The 20,047-nt window shown below is 58.3% G+C and carries 21 protein-coding genes; 19 read left to right on the plus strand and 2 right to left on the minus strand.

What is annotated here, in order from left to right; translation table 11 throughout:
* Positions 1-14: 14 nt before the first annotated feature.
* From ACGYK9_RS06400 to ACGYK9_RS06445, 10 genes are all read left to right on the plus strand, one after another.
* Positions 15-887 carry a branched-chain amino acid ABC transporter permease gene (locus ACGYK9_RS06400; RefSeq protein ID WP_276154910.1) on the plus strand — a complete coding sequence of 291 codons (873 nt, stop codon included), beginning with the start codon at positions 15-17 and terminating at the stop codon, positions 885-887.
* Positions 888-891: 4 nt separating this feature from the next.
* Complete coding sequence (locus tag ACGYK9_RS06405) at positions 892-1,968, plus strand: branched-chain amino acid ABC transporter permease (protein WP_276154909.1); 1,077 nt, start codon at positions 892-894, stop codon at positions 1,966-1,968.
* Positions 1,965-2,729, plus strand: coding sequence for an ABC transporter ATP-binding protein (locus tag ACGYK9_RS06410; RefSeq protein WP_276154908.1), 765 nt, complete (start codon positions 1,965-1,967; stop codon positions 2,727-2,729). Before ACGYK9_RS06405 ends, ACGYK9_RS06410 begins: the two co-directional genes overlap by 4 nt.
* Positions 2,726-3,499, plus strand: a complete 774-nt coding sequence (locus tag ACGYK9_RS06415) for an ABC transporter ATP-binding protein (protein ID WP_276154907.1) — start codon at positions 2,726-2,728, stop codon at positions 3,497-3,499. The genes ACGYK9_RS06410 and ACGYK9_RS06415 overlap by 4 nt, the downstream gene beginning before the upstream one ends.
* A 2-nt stretch (positions 3,500-3,501) precedes the next feature.
* Positions 3,502-5,331: a long-chain fatty acid--CoA ligase gene (locus ACGYK9_RS06420; RefSeq protein ID WP_276154906.1), complete on the plus strand. Its 1,830-nt coding sequence runs from the start codon at positions 3,502-3,504 to the stop codon at positions 5,329-5,331.
* A 73-nt stretch (positions 5,332-5,404) separates the two neighbouring features.
* A complete protein-coding gene (locus tag ACGYK9_RS06425) occupies positions 5,405-6,550 on the plus strand; it encodes an ABC transporter substrate-binding protein (protein ID WP_276154905.1) in 1,146 nt (381 codons plus the stop codon).
* Between the two features lie 69 nt (positions 6,551-6,619).
* On the plus strand, positions 6,620-7,729 hold the full coding sequence (locus ACGYK9_RS06430; RefSeq protein WP_276154904.1) for a CaiB/BaiF CoA-transferase family protein: 1,110 nt from the start codon (positions 6,620-6,622) through the stop codon (positions 7,727-7,729).
* The gene (locus ACGYK9_RS06435; protein ID WP_276154903.1) at positions 7,726-8,883 is read left to right on the plus strand and encodes an acyl-CoA dehydrogenase family protein; all 1,158 of its coding nucleotides are present in this window, start codon (positions 7,726-7,728) and stop codon (positions 8,881-8,883) included. The genes ACGYK9_RS06430 and ACGYK9_RS06435 overlap by 4 nt, the downstream gene beginning before the upstream one ends.
* A gap of 33 nt (positions 8,884-8,916) precedes the next feature.
* On the plus strand, positions 8,917-9,708 hold the full coding sequence (locus tag ACGYK9_RS06440) for an enoyl-CoA hydratase/isomerase family protein (protein ID WP_276154902.1): 792 nt from the start codon (positions 8,917-8,919) through the stop codon (positions 9,706-9,708).
* 266 nt (positions 9,709-9,974) lie between these two features.
* Positions 9,975-10,400, plus strand: coding sequence for an NUDIX hydrolase (locus ACGYK9_RS06445; RefSeq protein WP_276154901.1), 426 nt, complete (start codon positions 9,975-9,977; stop codon positions 10,398-10,400).
* 232 nt (positions 10,401-10,632) lie between these two features.
* Here ACGYK9_RS06445 and ACGYK9_RS06450 read toward each other — a convergent pair whose 3' ends face one another.
* On the minus strand, positions 10,633-11,484 hold the full coding sequence (locus ACGYK9_RS06450; protein WP_276154900.1) for a hypothetical protein: 852 nt from the start codon (positions 11,482-11,484) through the stop codon (positions 10,633-10,635).
* A gap of 336 nt (positions 11,485-11,820) precedes the next feature.
* Between ACGYK9_RS06450 and ACGYK9_RS06455 the strand changes: the two genes are divergently transcribed.
* Genes ACGYK9_RS06455 through ACGYK9_RS06465 form a run of 3 tightly spaced genes read left to right on the plus strand, consistent with a single transcriptional unit; the run spans position 11,821 to position 14,697 of the window.
* Positions 11,821-12,612: a helix-turn-helix domain-containing protein gene (locus tag ACGYK9_RS06455; protein ID WP_276154899.1), complete on the plus strand. Its 792-nt coding sequence runs from the start codon at positions 11,821-11,823 to the stop codon at positions 12,610-12,612.
* Positions 12,587-14,134: a GNAT family N-acetyltransferase gene (locus tag ACGYK9_RS06460; protein WP_276154898.1), complete on the plus strand. Its 1,548-nt coding sequence runs from the start codon at positions 12,587-12,589 to the stop codon at positions 14,132-14,134. The genes ACGYK9_RS06455 and ACGYK9_RS06460 overlap by 26 nt, the downstream gene beginning before the upstream one ends.
* Complete coding sequence (locus ACGYK9_RS06465) at positions 14,131-14,697, plus strand: AAA family ATPase (protein WP_276154897.1); 567 nt, start codon at positions 14,131-14,133, stop codon at positions 14,695-14,697. Before ACGYK9_RS06460 ends, ACGYK9_RS06465 begins: the two co-directional genes overlap by 4 nt.
* A gap of 572 nt (positions 14,698-15,269) precedes the next feature.
* On the opposite strand, the gene ACGYK9_RS06470 is transcribed toward ACGYK9_RS06465, so the two are convergent.
* The gene (locus ACGYK9_RS06470) at positions 15,270-15,704 is read right to left on the minus strand and encodes a helix-turn-helix domain-containing protein (protein WP_394386293.1); all 435 of its coding nucleotides are present in this window, start codon (positions 15,702-15,704) and stop codon (positions 15,270-15,272) included.
* A 76-nt stretch (positions 15,705-15,780) separates the two neighbouring features.
* On the opposite strand from ACGYK9_RS06470, the gene ACGYK9_RS06475 reads away from it, so the two are divergent.
* Genes ACGYK9_RS06475 through ACGYK9_RS06500 form a run of 6 tightly spaced genes read left to right on the plus strand, consistent with a single transcriptional unit; the run spans position 15,781 to position 19,895 of the window.
* Positions 15,781-16,176, plus strand: a complete 396-nt coding sequence (locus ACGYK9_RS06475) for a mercuric transporter MerT family protein (protein WP_292025026.1) — start codon at positions 15,781-15,783, stop codon at positions 16,174-16,176.
* Positions 16,177-16,190: 14 nt separating this feature from the next.
* Positions 16,191-16,487, plus strand: coding sequence for a heavy-metal-associated domain-containing protein (locus ACGYK9_RS06480; protein ID WP_394386295.1), 297 nt, complete (start codon positions 16,191-16,193; stop codon positions 16,485-16,487).
* Positions 16,484-16,711 carry a mercury resistance system transport protein MerF gene (merF, locus tag ACGYK9_RS06485; protein WP_292025023.1) on the plus strand — a complete coding sequence of 76 codons (228 nt, stop codon included), beginning with the start codon at positions 16,484-16,486 and terminating at the stop codon, positions 16,709-16,711. The genes ACGYK9_RS06480 and merF overlap by 4 nt, the downstream gene beginning before the upstream one ends.
* Positions 16,712-16,723: 12 nt before the next feature.
* Positions 16,724-18,136, plus strand: coding sequence for a mercury(II) reductase (gene merA, locus ACGYK9_RS06490; RefSeq protein WP_394386297.1), 1,413 nt, complete (start codon positions 16,724-16,726; stop codon positions 18,134-18,136).
* A 4-nt stretch (positions 18,137-18,140) separates the two neighbouring features.
* Positions 18,141-18,503 carry a hypothetical protein gene (locus ACGYK9_RS06495; RefSeq protein WP_394378778.1) on the plus strand — a complete coding sequence of 121 codons (363 nt, stop codon included), beginning with the start codon at positions 18,141-18,143 and terminating at the stop codon, positions 18,501-18,503.
* Between the two features lie 45 nt (positions 18,504-18,548).
* Positions 18,549-19,895, plus strand: coding sequence for a dihydrolipoyl dehydrogenase family protein (locus ACGYK9_RS06500; protein WP_394413228.1), 1,347 nt, complete (start codon positions 18,549-18,551; stop codon positions 19,893-19,895).
* Positions 19,896-20,047: the final 152 nt, after the last annotated feature.

Below are 20,047 nucleotides of genomic sequence, written 5' to 3' on the forward strand. Positions count from 1 at the left end.
GGGGAGGGGGCAGCGTGGAATTTTCAGACGCCATACAATTGTTGCTGATCGGCATTTCGCAGGGCTGCGGCTATGCATTGATTGCCATCGGGTTCGTGTTCATCTACCGCGCGACAGAGATCGTCAATTTCGCCCATGGCGAATTGATGATGCTCGGGGCGTTCATGGTGCTCACCTTTTCGGAAATCTGGGGGCTGGGGTTCTGGCTTGGCTCTGCCCTCGGCATCCTGTCGCTCGGGGTGTTCGGATATCTGCTGGACGCCGTCGTGATGCGGCGTCTGGTGGGGCAGGCACAGGCCACAATCTTTATCCTGACCGTTGCAATCGCGATGATGCTGCGGGCGCTGGCGGGGATGATCTGGGGGTGGACGCCCCTTTCACTGAGCGTGCCCTTTACCAATGATATTGCCTTTGGCGGTGTGGTGATCGGGATGGACCGGATCGCGATCATCGTCGGCACCATAGTGATATCCCTGCTGCTCTACGCCTTTTTCTCGCGTACCCGCACAGGACTGGCGATTCAGGCGGCCTCGCAAAACCAGTTGGCGGCGTATTATTCGCGCATTCCCGTAAAACGACTGATTGCCGTGGTCTGGGCGATCGGCGCGATGGTTGCCGCAGTTGCGGGCGTCATGATGGCGCCTGTGACGCAGGTCGATACGGGTATGAGCATTTTCGGCATCAAGGCGCTGGCGGGGGCGGTTGTGGGCGGCTTCGGCTCGATCCCCGGCGCGGTTCTCGGCTGCCTGATCATCGGGATCGCAGAACCGTTCCTCGATTTCTACTTTCCGGCATTCAAGGGCACATATGCCTATATCATCATGCTGGCCGTACTTTTCATCCGCCCCGAAGGTCTGATCTCGCAAACCTTCCAGAAGAAGGTCTGATGATATGCAGGTGCTTTTCAAAACCAACTACGATCAGGACATCAACTACCTTGTGGACCGGGGCGAGCGTGTTCGCGTTTTGCTGGCGCTCGTTCTCGCGCTGATTGCGCCGCTGATCGTGGGTGGATACTTCCTTTCGGAACTCACGATGTTTCTGGTCTACATCATTGCCGGTCTGGGATTGATGGTACTGGTCGGATTTACCGGAATGGTCAGCTTTGGTCACGGCGCCTTCCTGGGGATCGGTGCCTACACCAATTCGGTGTTGCTGGGTTACGGCTTGCCGTTCTTCATCACTTTGCCAGCCGGCGCTTTGGCTGCGGGTCTGATCGGTGCGGCGCTTGGGCGTGCCGCAAGCAAGATGCACGGGTTCTACATGGCCATTGCCACGCTTGCCTTTGCAATTGTCGTAGAAACCGGCATCGGCGCCTGGGAACATGTCACAGGCGGGCATATGGGCCTATCCGTCCCGCCCATGACGGCCTTTGGCTGGGAAGTCAGCGCCGGTCCGCTGCAATACTATCTGATCCTTGCGCTTGTCGTGTTCTGCATCTGGGGCGTGGCCAACCTGATGCGTTCCCCCACAGGACGGGCTTTTGTTGCGGTACGCGATTCCGAAACCTCGGCGCGATCGCTGGGTCTGAACATTGCGCGCACCCGGATCAAGGCCTTCTTTATCAGCGCCATGCTGACGGGCCTGGCGGGCGGATTGCTGTCGCACCTGGTGTTTTATCTGTCGCCTGAATCCTTCGGCGTGAATGAATCGTTGAAGCTGCTCTTGATGGTCATCGTCGGTGGTCTGGGCACGATCACGGGCGCAATCTTTGGTGCGGTTTTCGTGTCAATCCTGCCCAACCTGATCAATCTGCTGCAAAACGTGCTGCCGACCTTCATCGCGCAGGCCGCCGGGCTGGAACAATTGTTGTTCGGCGCCATCATCTCGGGCTTCATCATGTTCGAGCCGGAAGGCCTGTATGGCCGCTGGCGTAAACTGCGGCTGTTTCTGGAGACCTTTCCTTATTACAAACGGGCCACGTTCACGCGCCAGAAACGTTATCTTAAAACGGAGCGGTTCAGATGAGCGAACTGGAAGTCAACAATCTGGTCGTGGCCTTCGGGGGCGTCAAGGCGATCAACGATGTCAGCTTTTCAGTAGAGCCCGGCGAAATCTACGCTGTTATCGGCCCGAATGGCGCCGGCAAGAGCACGATCTTCAATGCGATCAGCCGGGTCTATACGCCCAGATCCGGCTCGATCCGGTTTCAGGGTCAAGAGTTGCTGGACTGCGAGGCACATGAGGTGGTCAGCGCAGGCATCGCCCGCACGTTCCAGAACATCGAGCTGTTCGAGAATGCGACGGTGCTCGATAACCTGCTGGCCGGGCGTGCGTCCAAGGTGCGCACGGGCGCACTGTCAGAGTTCTTTTTCACCCCGCGCGTGCGCCGCGAAGAGCATGAACACCGGCGCAAGGTCGAGGATATTCTTGATCTGCTGGACATGCAGCATCATCGCTATGAAAAGGTCGCCGACCTGTCCTATGGCGCGCGCAAGAACGTCGAACTCGCGCGTGCGCTCTGTGCTGATCCTAAAATGTTGTTGCTGGACGAACCCGCATCGGGGCTGAACCCCGAAGAAACGGCGGATATGTCGTTCTGGCTGAAGGACATCAAGGAAGAGCTGGGCGTAACCATCGTGATGGTCGAGCATGACATGAATTTGGTGGGCCGCATTGCCGACCGGGTTCTGGCCATTGCGGGCGGCGAGGTTCTGGCCGTCGGCAATGTCGCCGACGTTCAATCGAACCCCACCGTACAGGCCGCATATCTGGGGACAGACGCATGACCACTCCGCTGCTTGAACTGCGAAACATTGAAACCTTTTACGGGCCGATCATGGCCATTGCCGGTGTCAGCCTCAAGGTTGAGGCGGGCAGCATCGTCACCATCCTTGGCGCCAATGGCGCGGGCAAGACGACGCTGCTTAAAACCATTTCCGGCGCGATTGACTGCCGCAAGGGCAAGGTCCTTATCGACGGCGAAGAAGTGCAAAATCGCGCACCGGACGTGGTTGCATCGAAGGGCATCGGCCATGTCCCGGAGGGGCGCGAAGTGTTCCCCTTCATGACGGTCGATGAAAATCTCAAGCTGGGGGCGTGGGGGCGAAGGGACCGCGACGGCATCGCCCGCGACTTTGAAACAATCTATTCCTATTTCCCCGATCTCAAGACCAAGCGCCGCGACATGGCGGGTTTTCTCTCGGGTGGGCAACAGCAGATGCTGGCCATCGGGCGGGCTTTTATGGGCCAGCCGCGCCTGATGATCCTCGATGAGCCGTCTTTGGGACTGTCACCGCTGCTGACCAAGACCATTTTCGACATCGTGCGGCGCATCAACGCCGAGCAGGGGGTGACCATCGTGTTGGTTGAGCAGAACGCGCAAGCGGCATTGAACGTCGCTGAACATGGTTTCATCATGGAGGTCGGCCGGGTCGTGATGGACGCGCCCACGCATGAACTTCTCGACTCCGATGACATCAAGGAATTCTACCTCGGACAGTCCGATGTAGGCGTGCGCGGCGAAAAGCGCTGGAAAAAACGAAAGACCTGGAGGTAGTCATGGACGCCGTTATCACATCCGATTTCGTCTCTATCGACGGGCACGACACACTGGCCAAGCTGTTTCGCGCGCGCGCACAGCAGTGGCGCGACCGTATCGCCATGCGCGAAAAGGACTACGGCATCTGGCGGGCTTATACCTGGGCGGATTACGAACGCTTTGCCTATGATTGCGCGGGTGGCTTTATGTCACTCGGACTGAAGCCCGGCGATGTGGTGTCGATCCTGTCAGAGAACAACAAGGAATGGGCCTTTGTCGATATGGGCGCCCATGCCGCCGCCCTGACAATCAACGGGGTTTATCCAACCTATCAGGAAGGCCAGCTGCGCCATCTTTTGAACGATTCCCAGACCCGCGTGCTGATCGTTGAAAACGAAGAGCAGCTGGACAAATATCTGTCGGTCCGGGACGACGTTCCGTCCGTCTTGCGGGTTTATGTGATTGATTGGAAAGGGCTTCGCGGATTCAGTGATCCCATGGTCGAACCCATCGAAAACCTCTATGAGGCGGGTGCGGCGTATCGCAAGGCGAACCCGGATGCGATCGACAAGGCGATTGACGGCGGCAAAAACGATGACACTGCGGTGCTGATCTATACCTCTGGCACCACCGGCGCGCCCAAGGGGGCGCTGATCCCCGACCGCTATCTGCTGTTCCAGATGTCCGCCGCGCCAGACACCTTTCCGATCACCGGCAACGACGATATCCTGACCTATCTGCCGCTGTGCCACGCGGCTGAACGGTTGATTTCGCTGTGCATGAACCTGGGCCACGGCACCCGGATCAACTTTGCCGAAAGCTCTGAAACGGTGTTCGAAAACATACGAGAGCTGTCGCCGACTGTTCTGTTTGCGGTGCCGCGGATCTGGGAAAAGTTCTATTCGCGCATCAATACCCTGATGTCCGAGGCAACCTGGATCGGCAAGAAAGGGTATGAGATTGCGCTTGGGATCGGGCGCAAGCGTGCCGACTATCTGTTGCAGAACCGCCGGGTTCCGCCCCTTTTGGAGGCGCAGTTCAAGGTCGCGGATTGGCTGGTGTTTCGCAATCTCAAGCAGCTCCTGGGCCTTGATCGCTCGACCTTCCTGTTGTCTGGTGCCGCGCCCATCTCGTCGGATCTGCTGCGCTGGTTTTTCGCGCTTGGCCTGCCCGTAGCGGAAGTTTACGGCCAGACCGAAACCGGGCTTGCGGCCATCACAAATTCCGATGAGCCCAATCCAGGGACCATCGGGTTTGCGGTGCCGGGGGTCGAATTGAAACTGAGCGACCAAAACGAGATTCTCATGCGCGGCCCCTCGATGTTTTCGGGCTACCTCAACAATCCCGATGCGACCCAAAGTGCGCTGGTGGATGGATGGATTCACACCGGCGACGTCGGTAAGATCGACGATGACGGCGCCTGGCGGATCACCGACCGGCTGAAGGACATCATCATCACGGCAGGCGGCAAGAACATCACGCCCAGCCAGGTCGAGAACGAATTGAAATTCTCGCCTTTCATTTCTGACGCGGTGGTGGTCGGTGACAAGCGCAAGTATCTGACCTGTCTGATCATGATTGATCAGGAGAACGTCGAGAACTATGCACAGACCCACAATATCCCGTTCACTGATTATCGCTCGCTGTGTGCGCACCCCGATATCATCGGACTGATCGAGGCCGAGATCAATCGCGCGAACAAAAAGTTTTCCAGCGTCGAGCAGGTGAAGAAATTCCGCCTTATCAATGTGTTGCTTACAGCGGAAGACGACGAAATGACGCCCACCATGAAGCTGAAGCGCAAGTTCGTCGAAACCAAATACGAGAACCTGATTTCTGAAATGTACTAACCGCCGCAATCGTGCGGCATATGGGAGGATTACCATGACCAACAAACTGCTAACCTATACAGCCGCCACGCTGATGGCACTGGGCACCACGGCCCTTGCCCAGCAAGGCGTCACGGACGACACCGTGAAAATCGGTGTTCAAACCGACCTGTCCGGCCCGCTTGCGACTTGGGGCGTATTCGCGACCAACGGCGTCCGGCTGCGCGTTGATGAAGCCAACGAAGCCGGCGGCGTGCATGGCCGCAAGATCGAACTCTTCGTCGAGGACACCAAATACGAAGTTCCAATGGCGGCGCGTGCCACCAACAAACTGGTCCAACGCGACGGTATCTTTGCAATGCTGATGGGGGCGGGCACGTCCCAGACCTTGGCGTCCATGAAGATCCTTGACAGCAAGGGTATCCCCAACCTGTTTCCATTGACAGGTGCGGCCTCCATGACGGAACCTTTTAACAGACTGCACTTCAGCCAATTCGCCAGCTACCGTGATGGCGTGATTGCGGGGCTTCGCCATTTTGCAGAAGGCGGCGCAAAAAAGGTCTGTGTGCAATCCGTGGCCAATGAATTCGGCGAAGAGATCAACGCAGGCGTGGCGATTGCTGTCGAACAAAACGATCTGGAGGTTGTCTACAAAGGGTCGCACAAAGTCACCGAAACAGACTTTGCCGGTGTGGCGACGGCCATCAAGAACACCGATTGTGAAGTCTTGGCCATGGGCTCTGCGATCAAGGATTCGATCACGCTCTACGCAACCTTGCGCCAGTTGGGCTGGGACAAACCGATGCTTGGCTCGATGGTGCCCTATACGCCCATCGTCGCGGCGGCCGGTGACGGGAAGCTGACAGAGGGCATGTATGTGGCCTCTTCGGTTCTGTCGACCAATCTGGACGGCAGCGAAGTCGATTTGGACAGCTTGGACGAAGATCTGCGAGCCTTTGCCAAAGCGTATGAGGCAGCCTACGGTGAAGCTGCAACCCTGCAAGCCCAGATGGGCTACGTTGCGGCGGACCTGATGTTGATCGCGCTGGAATACGCAGGGCGCGACCTGACGGTTGACGGCCTGATCGCAGGTATCGAGCAGATCACCGAATACAACGATATCTTTGGGGGTCCGACCCTGTCGTTCGGTCCGGACAAGCACGCGGGCGGCGACGGTTTCGTGCTGGTGCAGAGCCAGGGTGGCGATTGGGTCGTGGTTGAAGAAAACCTGCCCTACTGATCTTATCAAGCTCACTCATCTACCGGCGCGCGGCATCGTCCCCGCGCCGGTCATCAAGAGGACAAGACCATGCTCAGCGGAATACGTATCATCGAGATCGAGGGAATTGGCCCCGCACCGTTCTCGGCCATGCACCTGGCCGATCTTGGCGCGGATGTCATCGTCGTGCATCGCAAAGGCGGCCCCGGCCTGCCGATCCTGCCCGACGCGCCGATCATTGATCGCGGCAAGCGGTCCATCGAACTGGATCTCAAGGATCAAGACGATGTGGCGACGCTGAAAAAGTTGATCGCCACTGCAGATGGGTTGGTCGAGGGGTTCCGCCCCGGCGTGATGGAAAAGCTTGGACTGGGGCCTGATGCATGTCATGCTGTCAACCCCAAGCTGGTGTACGGGCGCATGACCGGCTGGGGGCAGGACGGACCGATGTCTGCCATGGCCGGGCATGACATGAATTATATCGGCCTGTCTGGCGCATTGTGGTATGCCTCGCTTCCGGGGCAGCCGCCTGTGGCACCGCCTACTTTGGTGGGGGATATCGGCGGTGGCGCACTATACCTGAGCATTGGCATGCTGGCGGGGATCCTGAACGCGCGCAGCACGGGCAAGGGCACGGTGGTGGACGCAGCCATAGTCGATGGCTCGGCGCATATGATGAATTTGCTGATGGCCCTGCGCCAGAGCGGGCCGCAAAACTCCGACCGTGGTGCAAGCCTGCTGGACGGGCCACATTGGAGCCGCAGCTACGTTTGCGCCGATGGTGGCTTTTTCAGTGTGCAATGTCTGGAGCCCAAATTCTACAGTATCTTCCTCGACCTGCTGGGGCTGACGGATGACCCTGATTTTGCCGTACAGTTCAAGCCCGAAAGCTGGACGCAGGCCACGGCACGGCTGGTCAATCTGTTCGCCACAGAGCCGCGCGATCACTGGGCCGATCTGTTTGCAGGCAGTGACGCCTGCGCCGCCCCTATTCTCAGCCCGGATGAGGCGCTAAACGACCCGCTTAGTAAAGCGCGCGGCATTTGGCACGGCGAGGGCCCACTGCAAGCCGCTCCCGCGCCTCGCTTTGACGGGCAGGCGCAAACCCCTGCGAGCCCTCCTGCGCGCGGTGAACATACCAAGGACATTATCGCCATGCTGGGCGATACGACAGACAGTTGGAAAGAGAAAAACCCATGACTTATAGACCTTCCTGGATGGATGACGAACTGCAGATGCTGCGCGATGCGGTGCGCAAATTCTACGATACCGAGATGGAGCCGCATGAAGCCCGCTGGCAAGAGCAGGGTCAGGTTGATCGCGACTTCTGGAACAGGGCGGGGGAGGCTGGCATCCTGTGCGCTTCGGTCCCCGAGGAATACGGCGGCGCGGGCGGCGACTTTCGCCACGAGGCGGTGATCCTTGAGGAACAGCACCGCGGGCGGGGAGTGTCCGGCTTTGCAAATGCGGTCCACAGCACCATCTGTGCGCATTACATTCTGGATTACGGTACCGAAGAGCAAAAGAAACGTTGGTTGCCGCGTATGGCTTCGGGCGATGCGGTCTGTGCAATCGCGATGACCGAACCCGGCACAGGATCGGACCTGCAGTCCATCAAGACCACGGCGCTGATGGATGGCAATGAATATGTCATCAACGGCTCGAAGACCTTTATCTCGAACGGACAGCACGCCGATCTGGTGATCGTCGTCGCCAAGACCGATCCAAGCAAAGGGGGCAAAGGCATCTCGCTGATAGTAGTCGAGACCGAGAACAAAAAGGGCTTTGCGCGTGGACGCAACCTCGACAAGATCGGATTGAAAAGTCAAGATACGTCCGAGTTGTTCTTTGACAATGTGCGCGTCGGCCCGGAAAACCTGCTGGGTGGCGAGGAGGGTCAAGGCTTTAAACAGCTCATGGTGGCCCTGCCGCAAGAACGTCTGGCGCTGGCCGTTGGCGGTGCGGCGGTGATGGAAACCGCGCTGGAGGAAACAGTGCGCTACACAACCGAGCGCAAGGTTTTTGGCAAGTCGCTGCTGGAGATGCAGAACACCCGTTTCAAGCTGGCCGAGGCCAAGACCATTGCTCATGTGGCGCGCGTTTTCGTGGACAACTGCATCGAGCGCCATATCAACGGAGGGCTGGATGCAACCACGGCCTCTATGGCGAAATGGTGGGTCACGCAGATGCAATGCGACGTGGTGGACGAATGTCTGCAATTGCATGGCGGCTATGGCTACATGACCGAATATCCCATCGCCCAGATGTTTGCCGATGCTCGCGTGCAGAAGATCTACGGCGGCAGCAACGAGATTATGAAGGAGCTGATCGCACGCTCGCTGGTCGCGAGCTGAGCAGTGGAGGCGCAGGGCAGGAAAGGACACGACATGAACAAGACGGAAAGCGCGGCGGAGCTGATCCGCACCGAGATGGAGGGCGAGATCTGTTACGTCACGCTATCCTCGCCGGACAATCTGAACGCCATGGGCGCAGATATGGTCGTGGCATTGCGCGACGCCTGCCGACCCGTGTTTGAGAACACAGCAGTCAAAGTTATCGTGTTTTCGGGTGAGGGACGAGGGTTCTGTGCAGGCGGGGATCTCGTCTATATCTCACAGTTCGTCGGACGCACCGAGATGGCGCTGGACAACATTCTCAACCCGTTGCACGAGTTTCTTGCGCAGCTTGATGCCAGCGACAAGATCATCGTTTTCGCGGTACATGGCGTAGTCGCGGGGGCGGGTCTGTCAATGATATCGATGGGGGATTTCTGCATCGCAGAAGAGGGTACAAAGTTCGTGCCCGCCTATGCCGCAATTGGGTTAACGCCAGACGGTGGCGGCTCTCTCGGGCTGACCCGCGCGGTTGGCGCGCGCAATGCGCTGCGCTTATTGCTAGCTGAGGACGGGTTTGACGTTAAAACCGCACATCAAACTGGATTGGTGACAAAGATTTCTCCGTCAGGCACATTGAACGATGTGACCAAGCAATTCGTCGAGCGTTTGGCAAGCCTACCAGTACAGGTCCTGGCTGGCACCAAACAGCTATTACGTAGCGCTTCAGAAAGTGCTTTGGTCGATCAGCTAGAGCAGGAAAAAAAACAGCTAGGCAATGCCATGTTGGCCCCCACATTTCAACGCCGTCTTGGTAAAATCCGTAGCGCAGGAGGTGTCACTTGATTCCTCCAGGCAATCGCGAGCACAGCTTTCTCCACAGTATGACATTCGCTGAACTTGAACTGAATATCCGTGTTCAGGCGCTTTGCCATTCTCGTATCTTTTCCAAGGGCTTGGGATATACATTAACCAACTCTTCGGCTTTCTGGAATCATATCAATTCGGCCCAAAGCCGACCTTGGTGAGGCCTGCAACGAATGACAGGTTTGAGCCCTTTCCGGCCGCGTTGTACCTTGAAAATTTGTGCTGTCGGAGGCTAATTGTAACGAATGAGAGAGACCAATTGCCCAGCAGTGCGCGGCTGCATTGCTATCGTTCGCCACCAAGGAAAAGTGCTGCTTGTGCGCAGGAAATTGTCTCCAGACGACGGCCTATGGGGGCTGCCCGGTGGAAAACTCCACGACGATGAGAACGCGTTTGAGGGCGCTGTGCGCGAGACTCTTGAAGAAACGGGCATCTACGTTGCGGCTCTGAAAGCGTTTCCAGAGTTTGAAGAAGTATCCCACGCGTCGGATGGCTCTCGAACTTATCGCTATCGTTTGACGCCGGTCGAATGTTTCTATGTCTCTGGTCGCGCGACGGCCGGAGATGATGCTGTCGAGGCGAAATGGTTTTCCTACGTCTCCGCGACCGACCTGCCAATCGATGCTGTAAAAAATCTACCAGAGGTGCTTGCACGCTGTCGCTCAGATTGAGACGGACGTGATCGCCGTGCGGCAGCTTTGTCCGCAAAGCAGGCTTCAGTGCTCGATGCAGCTTATGGCAGGGACGAGCCCTTATTGATCGTGCTGAGGTTTAAGCTATTCGCAGTTGCAGCATCGCCTGCTGTGCGGTGAACGGCCCTAAGCGGTCATTCGAGGGGATGGACCTCGCTGCATTACAGCTTTCCCAAACCTGCCGCTGGTGACAATTCAGACATGTGAGCAATCAAGGCTCCGCATACTGAACGAGTCGGCGCCGGGCTTCTTGGATCGACATTTGCCCACGTGCGCGGTTTGCGAATTGCGTCACGAGCTGGACGTTCCCATCGCAGTAGCCGAGGGAGTTGTCGATCCGATCGAGTGACATTCGATCATCTTGGACGCCCCCCTCCGCGGCCGAGCGCGTCTCGAAAGGCTGGCCGGTCAAGGCGCAGCGACTTTCCTGCTCTTTCAGAAGTTGGCTCGTCAAAAGACAAAGCTCCGAGTAGTTCCCAGAGCCCACGTACTCCTTGCCGACCTTTACGGTCATCTTGCCGACGCCATTTACACGTTGGATTGCGTTAGAGACTGCCCTACGTATCTCGGCCTCCAGTGGCGGCTCTGGCATTACCGATCGCGCATAGTGATATTCCGTTGGAATGGGCTCCAGGGGGCCGAGAACTGCCTCATAGGCATCGAACCAAATGCACCGATTCTGCTCACGGGGGACTTCTGAGATCTGGATCTCACTGAGCTTGCTTCGGCGTGCCTCAAAAGCGTCCTCACTGGGCTGCCCGGTGGCTGCGTTCACCACCAACATAGTGAGATCTGGGAATCCCAAAGGAGAAATTGCAAAGCTGTAGACGTCATCCAACCATCTGCCGTTTTGCCTATTTCCATAGCCCCGAAGGTTGATCGCATCGGTGTAAGTCACACGGCACTTGCTGACCGCGCATCTCGCCAAGATATAGAGATCCTCCAGCACCCGTGCTCCGAGAGCTTCGGTTCTCTTGATGCCGTAATCCGGATAGACCTCCGGAATCTGGTCAGAGATCATCGCCAGAAGATCTGCGCGCGGTATTGGGCTTTCAATATCCAAACTTTGGTGCTCCGATGGTCCGGGCTATCCTATCAAGTGGAGGTAGCGGCGCAACATCACCGGCGTCTACCCTGGTCGCTGCCGGCGCGGAAATTTGGGTCACCTCTGCGCCCTTTGCGATCAAGACGTCTCCCGGCTCTCAGCTGCCTTTGGGTATCTGGTCTTGATGCCGCAGCCACAGCCCGCATAGCGACCATTCGGAGCGGGCGCCCAATCAGGAAGCAGCCCGAGGTCAGCTCTCCGGACGTTACGATTCGAATTATTCGCATCCGCTTCAACTATTCCTTGCAAGGAATGCCCGTACCAGCTACGCAATGGCCAAAAAAGAGGTGATATATGGGCAAACTCACAGGAAAGATTGTCGAAGCCAAGGCCATTCCAAACGCGCGAGGCTCGGCTTCGGTGGGCCCCGAATTGCGGCGCCTGCGCCTTCTTGCCGGGTTGACTCAAAAACAGATTGCAGATCGGCTGGATGTCCAACAAGCAGCCATTTCAAAGATCGAAAAAGGTGGTGAGATCTATCTCAGCACGGTTCAGCGCTATGTCGAAGCGCTCGGCGCTTCTCTTCGCCTGAATGCACACTTTCCCGTAGACGCACCTATTTCAGCGCGTCTGGACGGTGGGTTTGATGTTGAGCAAGGGAGTGAAGATCAACTCGTGCTGCCATTGCTTGGTGACGAACCGTTCAAAACACAACGCGACGTCGTTCTTTCAATCAAGCCGGTCTATTCAGAGAAAATCCTGGAAGGCCGCAAAACGGTAGAGTTGCGGCGTCGCTTCCCAGTGTCTGCACCAAATGGGACATTGGCATATATATACTCGACATCGCCCGTGAAAGCCATGGTTGGGACGGCGTCAATTAGTGAGGTCTTAAAGCTTCCTGTCGAGCAAATATGGGAAGAGTTTGAAAGCACCGCATTTATTGAAAAACCTTTGTTCGATAAGTATTTTGAGGGCTTGGACCACGGATATGCCCTCGTGTTCGGCGACGTTAAGTCGTTTTCTCGTCCGCTGCCCCTACATGAGCTCCGGGAGAAGTTCGGCTTCGAACCACCGCAGTCATTTTTGTATGCAAAGCGTGATTTGAGAAAGGCCCTGCAAGATGAACCAGCAATCGTATCTCATTGATACGAACATTCTGATCGGGCTCGAAGATAATCACAAAGTTGAAGCGGCTTATTCAAGGTTTCACGCTCTCGCATTGACCCACAAGGTCGACATCTTCGTACACGAGGCTGCCAAGGACGATATCGCGCGGGACAAGGATGTCGCGCGCCGGACGATTTCCCTCAGCAAGATCGAAAAATACCGGCTGCTGAGGAAACAGCGCGGATTAACTGAAGCCAAGCTTGCCGCAGATTTCGGTGCGTTAAAAAAACCGAACGATGTGGTCGATGCAACGCTATTGCATACCCTTGAGAAGGGCGTAGCGGACTTTCTCGTCACCGAAGATAAAGGGCTACATCAACGCGCGCAAAACCGGTCCCCAGATCTCGCTCGACGCGTCTTGTTCGTGAGCGATGCGACAGATCTTCTTGTCCAGACCTATGAACCGAAAGACGTGCCCATTCGCCACGTCGGCGAAGTAGAAGCGCATGAGATTGATGGAGACGACAGGTTTTTCGACAGTCTCAGGGATGGCTATCCGGAGTTCGATGACTGGTGGCGCGAGAAATGTGTAAAACAGCGTCGATCATGCTGGGTCGTCTACGACAACGACCAACTGGCAGGCCTGATTGTTCGCAAAGATGAAGACGCAGACGATACCGACGCAGTTACGAAGGCTGATAAGATCCTCAAAGTTTGCACCTTCAAAGTCGCGCCTGAAAATCGTGGTGTGAAGCTTGGGGAGCTGCTGCTCAAGCAGGTGCTGTGGTACGCCCAACACAATGGTTACGAGCTCGCATACCTAACGACGTATGAAGACCAAGAACCTTTAATGGAGTTACTCGAGTACTACGGGTTCCGGAATGCGGGCAATAACACCAATGGCGAATATATCTACGAACGAGACTTTTCTGATAAACCACTTAAGCGACAGTCGGACATAAGTCCATTTGAACAAGCTCGGAAGCACTACCCGCGGTTTGTGTTTGATACCGATACGCCGGGTTTCGGCATTCCCATCAAGGAGGACTACCACGACACGCTCTTCCCGGACCTCTGGAAACCTCGACAACCTGATTTGTTCTCGGGAGCATCGCGAGCCGACGGCATCACAAGGCCGGGAAATACCATCCGGAAGGTGTATCTATGCCAAGCACAATCCAATCTCGGACCGCCAGGCTCAGTCCTGTTTTTCTACAAGGGCGTATCAATAAACCCGCCATCTCAGGCTATCACGGCACTCGGGATTTTGGAGAGCATGACGCTTGCGGGATCAAAGCGAGAACTCATGCATCTGACCGGGGGAAGATCTGTATACAGTGAGGAAGAGCTGGAGGAGTGGGAACGAAAGGTAAAGGAAAAGGGAAAACCAGTTAAGGTCATAAACTATCTTCTTGTGTCTTACATTGAGCCGGCCATTTCCATCGATGAACTCAAGACAATGGGCGTCATTAAAGGGCATCCTCAGCAGTCAATATATAGATTGTCGCATGAGCTGGCCGAAGGGCTCATCGCTCGGGCCGACTTGGTTTTCGACGTATGAAAAAGCGTGTCGTGGCACTAACTGGGATCTCGGGAGTCGGTAAGACCACCTTTCTTCGAAAGCTCTCTGCAACGCGGGAATTTCAACATCTGACTGGTGGCACGCTCATTGCGGCAGCCCGCGAAAAAGGTTCAGATGCTCGCGATAGCCTGCGTCATGCTGATCTTGAGGAAAATCAGCGGCTTTTAATTCAAGGGTTTGCGCTCGAAAAGGATCCCAACGCCAATCTGATTGTCATGGATGGCCATGTTGTAATCGATAACAATTCAGGCCTTGCGCGCATATCAAGTACCGTTTTCGAAGCCATTGATGTTTCGTCGATGTTGCACTTGGAGGCAGATCCAGTACGCATCTTCAAGAATCGATCTGAGGACACTTCCCGTTCTCGCCCCGCATGGGATGTCGAAACGCTTGCGCATCATCAGGAGGCGTCTCGGGAACACGCTCGATACATCGCGAGAAGTCTTCAGATAGATTTTTGTGCCTTGAGCCATGGCGATCAATCTTTGGCCGCCGATCTTCTGGCTCTAAAGAACAATAACAGTTTTGCTGGACTAAAGTAATCGAGTGTTCGCAGAAAGTGGGCCTCCTTGCAGGTAAGAGTTCTATTTTGCATGAAATCTGGGGGTGACGAACGGCGGCTCTGGAAGATTCCTAAATTACATTGAGCACTCGCAGCTAAGGTCCGGTTTCCGCCTTTTCATTCCAAAGGCCCTCGCAATCGCAGCGCAATCTGAGCAGCGGCAGCGAACGGCAGGAAAGTCCGCATTGCCGTCCTTCACCTGCCACCTCAACGCCGGTGCCATTTCCAACAGCAATGAATGGCAGGAAGGAGCCCCAAACTGACCGCGTAAGCCGTTGGAGGCTTCGCAGTGGCAGCATGGCGCGCTTGGTGCGGCCGGCCCAAACCTGCCGTTCAGTCCCTGGCTGCTCGCCGCGATGCAGCTTCACCAAACCGGTCGTTCGTCGATCTCGCAGCATTTCGGAGGCTGAAGGTCGGCAGTGCGGGACCTTTCTGCCGTTCGCCGCACGTGCTCGCTATTCGCCACGTCTGCGATCACCACTGAATGTCGGGCGGACAACGGCCATTCGCTGCAATTCGCGTGTATGACAGCTATTCCACCGAGCTTTCTGATTACTCTGACTTGGTCTGTCCCGCACTAAGGACGTCGAGCAAGGGGCAATCTGGTGTGTCGGACCCGGTGCAGCGTGCGATTGTCTGAGCGAGCACGGTCTCGATCGCCTTGAGGTCGCGGATCTTGTCGCGCACTACCTCGAGATGGTGGCGCCCCATCCGCTCGACCTCGGCGCAGGTGTGACTGCCGCGATCGACCAGAGACAGCAGCCCGCGGATCTCTTCCATGGTAAAGCCAAGATCCCGTGCGCGCATCACGAAGTGCAGCCGCTCCACATGCGCCGGTCCGTAGCGGCGATGACCTGACGCGGTGCGCGGCGGATCAGGCATCAGGCCGACATTTTCGTAGTAGCGGATCGTCTCGAGGTTACAGCCTGTCAGCTTGGCGAGATCGGAACGCTTCAGGTCGCTCGCGAGGGCGTAATCGTCAGGCATGAGATTTCTCCTTGATCCTGTAGCTACTACAGACCCTATCTTGTCAGTTATCGAACGACAACAGGGCGACAAGATGATGGTGGAGACGAACGGGGCAGAACCTCAGACGGAAGATAGGCCTGACAGGACCGGATGGACAGCCACTGGCGCCGGGGTGCTCGGGGCGCTGGCGATGACCTCTTGCTGCATCCTGCCGCTGGTCCTGGTTAGCCTTGGCGTCACCGGGGTCTTCATCGGCCAACTCACAGCGCTCTACGCCTACAAGTGGGTAACCCTCTCCTTCGCCTTGGCGGCGCTCGGCTATGGATTCTGGAAGGCTTACCGACCTGTGTCTGCTGAGGACTGTGGCACCGGGGTCTGCGCACGCCCGGTGGATCGCGGCCTGATGCGCGGACTGCTTTGGGGTGCGCTGGCCGTGGTGCTCCTGGCCTTGGTCTTTCCCTATGTCGCGCCGCGCATCCTAACCTTCTGATATCGGAGCCCATCATGAGACAAATGTTACTCGCTGCCATCCTCTGGATCTCGCCGACCGCGATCTTTGCAGCCGAAGCCGAGACCCGCCTGCACGTCACTGGTCTAACCTGCCCCTCGTGCAGCTATATCGTCGCCACGGCGCTCAAGCGCGTCGAGACTGTAGAGATCGCGGAATTCCTCGAGGGCGAGGCCGAGGATGGCGTTTACGTCCTGCACTATGATGACGCCGTGACCGGCCCGGCCCGGCTTATCGCCGCCGTCACCGGCGTGGGCTATGGCGCAACACTGGCCGCGGAAGACGGCTCGTGAGCGAGCGCCAGGAACACCCCAAGGACGACCGCTTGCTGAAATACGGGCTGATCGGCACCGTCCTGGTGGCGCTGTGCTGCTTCACCCCGGTCCTTGTGGTCCTGCTGGGCGCGGTCGGGCTTTCGGCCCTGCTGGGCTGGCTCGACTTCGTGCTCCTGCCGGCGCTGGCAGTGTTCATCGGCATCACCATTTTCGCGCTCTGGCGGCGCCAACGCACGAATTGAAGAGAGAATGATATGAAAGATTGCTGCACTCCCAAGGGCGGTTACGATCTCGCTGTGATCGGCGCTGGTTCGGCCGGATTTTCTGCCGCCATTACCGCCGCAGAAGCTGGGGCACGTGTCGCTCTGGTCGGCGATGGGACGATTGGCGGGACCTGCGTGAACGTGGGCTGCGTGCCCTCCAAGGCCCTGATCCGCGCCGTGGAGGGTCTTCACCACGCCCGCGCCGCCAATCGGTTCAACGGCATCAGTGCCGAAGCCAGCGTGACTGATTGGACTGCGACTGTCGCGCAAAAGCAGGCGCTCGTGGAGGAGTTGCGCGCGGCAAAATACGCCGACGTGCTGCCTCGGCACGAGAACGTGGACTACATCGAAGGTCGCGCCCTGTTCGACGACCAAGGCAATCTCACCGTAGACGGGGTGGCGTTCCCGGCAGCGAAAATCATTATCGCAACCGGATCGCGTCCCCACGTGCCCGCGATCCCCGGCATTGAGGATATCGGCGCCCTCGACAGCACGTCGGCGCTGGAACTCACCGTTCTGCCCGCCTCGATGTTGGTCCTCGGTGCTGGCTATATCGGCGTGGAGCTTGCGCAGCTCTTCGCCCGTGCCGGTGTCGCGGTGACCCTGGTCAGCCGCCGCGGCGTGTTGCCGGAGGCCGAACCCGAGATCTCCGAAGCACTGGAGGGCTACCTCGCTTCCGAGGGTATTCGCTTGGCGCGGGTCGCCGGCTACGAGAGCGTGGTGCGCGATGGCGACGGCCTACGTCTGAGCGGCAACGTAGGTGAGAACTTCATCGCCGAGCGACTGGTGCTTGCCACCGGGCGGGTGCCGAACAGTGATGGCTTGAACCTCGGCGCAGCCGGGATCGAGACAGACGCGCGCGGCGGCATCGTGGTGGACGCGCAGATGCGCACTTCCAACCCCAGTGTCTGGGCCGCAGGCGACGTCATCGGCCGTGACCAGTTCGTTTACATGGCAGCCTACGGCGCCAAGCTCGCCGCCCGGAACGCGGTGGCGGGAGAGGCACGCAGCTACGACAACAGCACGATGCCCTGGGTCGTGTTCTCCGATCCGCAGGTGGCGGGCGTGGGACTGAGCGAGGCACAGGCCCGCGCCGCGGGGCGCGAGGTCCTCACCTCGGTCCTGCCGCTCGACGCCGTTCCGCGCGCGCTTGCCGCCCGCGACACGCGCGGGCTGATCAAGCTGGTGGCCGAGGCAGGAAGCAAACGCCTGCTGGGGGCGCAGATCCTCGCCCCCGAGGGCGCAGACAGCATCCAGACCGCAGCGATGGCGCTGAAAGCCGAGCTCACCTACGACGAGTTGGGCGATACCATCATGCCCTATCTCACGACGGTGGAAGGGCTGAAGCTTGCGGCCCAGACCTTCGAGAAGGACGTGGCCGCGCTCAGCTGCTGCGCAGGGTGAAGGCATGAGCGGCAGATCGAAACGCGACCTCCTCGGTTCGACCCTCGACGCCGCTCTCGCCTGGTGGCTGCCGATAGGTGCCATGGTGCTGGCGATTCCACTGCCCGATGGACCCAAGATGGGGATCTGGTTGCTTGCATTGGCGTGGATGGGAAGTGCCTGCCTGTTCAATGCCCGGCGTTGTGGCCGGGTCCATTGCCGCTACACCGGGCCCTTCCTGCTGGCGATGACGCTCCCTGTGCTGGGCCATGGCACGGGGCTGGTGCCGCTCGGAGAGGACGGCTGGCGTTGGCTCGGCATTGCGACGGGTGGAGGCACTATGGCGATCTGGGGGCTGAGTGAACGATTGATGGGTCGCTATCGTTGAACGCGTGAGCGGCCCCAGACTGACAAGCATGAACGAGGAGCACATATGACCGAGACACTCGACCTGATCGTCATCGGCGCCGGCATGGCCGGGATCAATGCCGCGAAAAAATGCAGCCAGGCGGGTTGGTCCGTCGCCATCGTCGACGAGCTACCTTATGGCGGCACCTGCGCACTCCGTGGCTGCGACCCGAAGAAGATGCTGCGCGCCGGCGCCGAGGCGGTGGAGGCCGTGCGGCTGCTCGAAGGCAAGGGCGTCGCAGGAGAGACCAAGATCGATTGGCCATCGCTGATGAAGCACAAGGAGAGCTTCACCGACCCGGTGCCCGAGAGCATGGAAAGTGGGCTGACAGAGGCCGGGGTGAAAACGCTACATGGTCGCGCGCGCTTCACCGCCAAGGACCGGATCGAGATCGACGGCCACGGCGAGATCGCCTTTCGCCGCGCACTGATTGCTACGGGCGCAAAGCCGAGGCCGCTGGAATTTTCCGGTGCCGAGCGACTGATCGACAGCACCGATTTCCTGAACCTCGCCGAACTGCCGCGCCGGATCGTCTTTGTCGGTGGCGGCTACATCTCCTTCGAATTCGCCCATATCGCTGCGCGGGCGGGAGCTGAGGTGACAATCCTCGACCGCGGCGCACGCCAGTTGAAGATGTTTGACCCCGACCTCGTAGAGATGTTGCTCGAACGGAGCCGCGAAGCCGGGATTGAGATCATGGCTGAGGCCGAAATGGAGCGGATTGGGGATACGGATGGGGCGCACCGCGTGCTCTACCGCAAGGCCGGGCAGAACCATTCCATCGAAGCCGATCTCGTCGTTCACGGTGCAGGTAGGGTGCCGGACATCGATCATCTTGACCTTGCGGCTGCCGGTATCGAAACCGAGCACGGTGGCGTGAAGGTTGCGGCTTGGCTGCAATCTCCATCGAACCCACGCATCTATGCCGCCGGAGATGCTGCCGCCTCGCCAGGAAAGCCGCTGACCCCGGTCGCCGTCTTCGAAGGTAAGATCGCCGCCTCCAACATGCTGAAGGACAAGCGGACTGAACCCGACTACACCGGAGTGCCGAGCGTGGTGTTCACCATACCCGAGCTGGCGCGGGTCGGCCTGCTTGAGGAAGAGGCGCGAGAGTTGGGTGATGTGGAGGTGAGCTTCACCGACACGTCGGGCTGGTTCTCGCAGAAGCGCATCGGTGAAACACATGCCGGTGCGAAGATCATCACCGGCAAGGATGGCAAGATCCTCGGAGCCCACATGTTCGGCCCGGAGTATGCCGAGCTGATCAACGTCTTCTCGCTGGCGATCAAGCTGGGGCTGACGGCGGCGCAGGTGAAAGCGATGCCCGCCGCCTACCCGACGGGGGCGTCCGACATCGGGTCAATGTTCTAAAAGTGCAGCGGCGTTCCGTTGCGCGCTCCCACTTGTTAGTAACACCCCGGAACCAGACCTTCCCGGCTTCATATGCGAAGGGCCGCTACGGGCCCGATCACGACAAGCACGCCCATGCTGCCACTGCGAAGCCTCCTACGACCAACGCGGTC

This window comes from Sulfitobacter sp. 1A15258 (genome assembly GCF_043557045.1).
GTDB lineage: Bacteria > Pseudomonadota > Alphaproteobacteria > Rhodobacterales > Rhodobacteraceae > Sulfitobacter > Sulfitobacter faviae.

Coding starts and splice junctions, on each gene's coding strand:
- ACGYK9_RS06405 (WP_276154909.1), top strand. CDS start 892: ATGCAGGTGCTTTTCAAAACCAACTACGATCAGGACATCAACTACCTT.
- ACGYK9_RS06410 (WP_276154908.1), top strand. CDS start 1,965: ATGAGCGAACTGGAAGTCAACAATCTGGTCGTGGCCTTCGGGGGCGTC.
- ACGYK9_RS06415 (WP_276154907.1), top strand. CDS start 2,726: ATGACCACTCCGCTGCTTGAACTGCGAAACATTGAAACCTTTTACGGG.
- ACGYK9_RS06420 (WP_276154906.1), top strand. CDS start 3,502: ATGGACGCCGTTATCACATCCGATTTCGTCTCTATCGACGGGCACGAC.
- ACGYK9_RS06425 (WP_276154905.1), top strand. CDS start 5,405: ATGGCACTGGGCACCACGGCCCTTGCCCAGCAAGGCGTCACGGACGAC.
- ACGYK9_RS06430 (WP_276154904.1), top strand. CDS start 6,620: ATGCTCAGCGGAATACGTATCATCGAGATCGAGGGAATTGGCCCCGCA.
- ACGYK9_RS06435 (WP_276154903.1), top strand. CDS start 7,726: ATGACTTATAGACCTTCCTGGATGGATGACGAACTGCAGATGCTGCGC.
- ACGYK9_RS06440 (WP_276154902.1), top strand. CDS start 8,917: ATGAACAAGACGGAAAGCGCGGCGGAGCTGATCCGCACCGAGATGGAG.
- ACGYK9_RS06445 (WP_276154901.1), top strand. CDS start 9,975: ATGAGAGAGACCAATTGCCCAGCAGTGCGCGGCTGCATTGCTATCGTT.
- ACGYK9_RS06455 (WP_276154899.1), top strand. CDS start 11,821: ATGGGCAAACTCACAGGAAAGATTGTCGAAGCCAAGGCCATTCCAAAC.
- ACGYK9_RS06460 (WP_276154898.1), top strand. CDS start 12,587: ATGAACCAGCAATCGTATCTCATTGATACGAACATTCTGATCGGGCTC.
- ACGYK9_RS06465 (WP_276154897.1), top strand. CDS start 14,131: ATGAAAAAGCGTGTCGTGGCACTAACTGGGATCTCGGGAGTCGGTAAG.
- ACGYK9_RS06470 (WP_394386293.1), bottom strand. CDS start 15,704: ATGCCTGACGATTACGCCCTCGCGAGCGACCTGAAGCGTTCCGATCTC.
- ACGYK9_RS06475 (WP_292025026.1), top strand. CDS start 15,781: ATGGTGGAGACGAACGGGGCAGAACCTCAGACGGAAGATAGGCCTGAC.
- ACGYK9_RS06480 (WP_394386295.1), top strand. CDS start 16,191: ATGAGACAAATGTTACTCGCTGCCATCCTCTGGATCTCGCCGACCGCG.
- merA (WP_394386297.1), top strand. CDS start 16,724: ATGAAAGATTGCTGCACTCCCAAGGGCGGTTACGATCTCGCTGTGATC.
- ACGYK9_RS06495 (WP_394378778.1), top strand. CDS start 18,141: ATGAGCGGCAGATCGAAACGCGACCTCCTCGGTTCGACCCTCGACGCC.
- ACGYK9_RS06500 (WP_394413228.1), top strand. CDS start 18,549: ATGACCGAGACACTCGACCTGATCGTCATCGGCGCCGGCATGGCCGGG.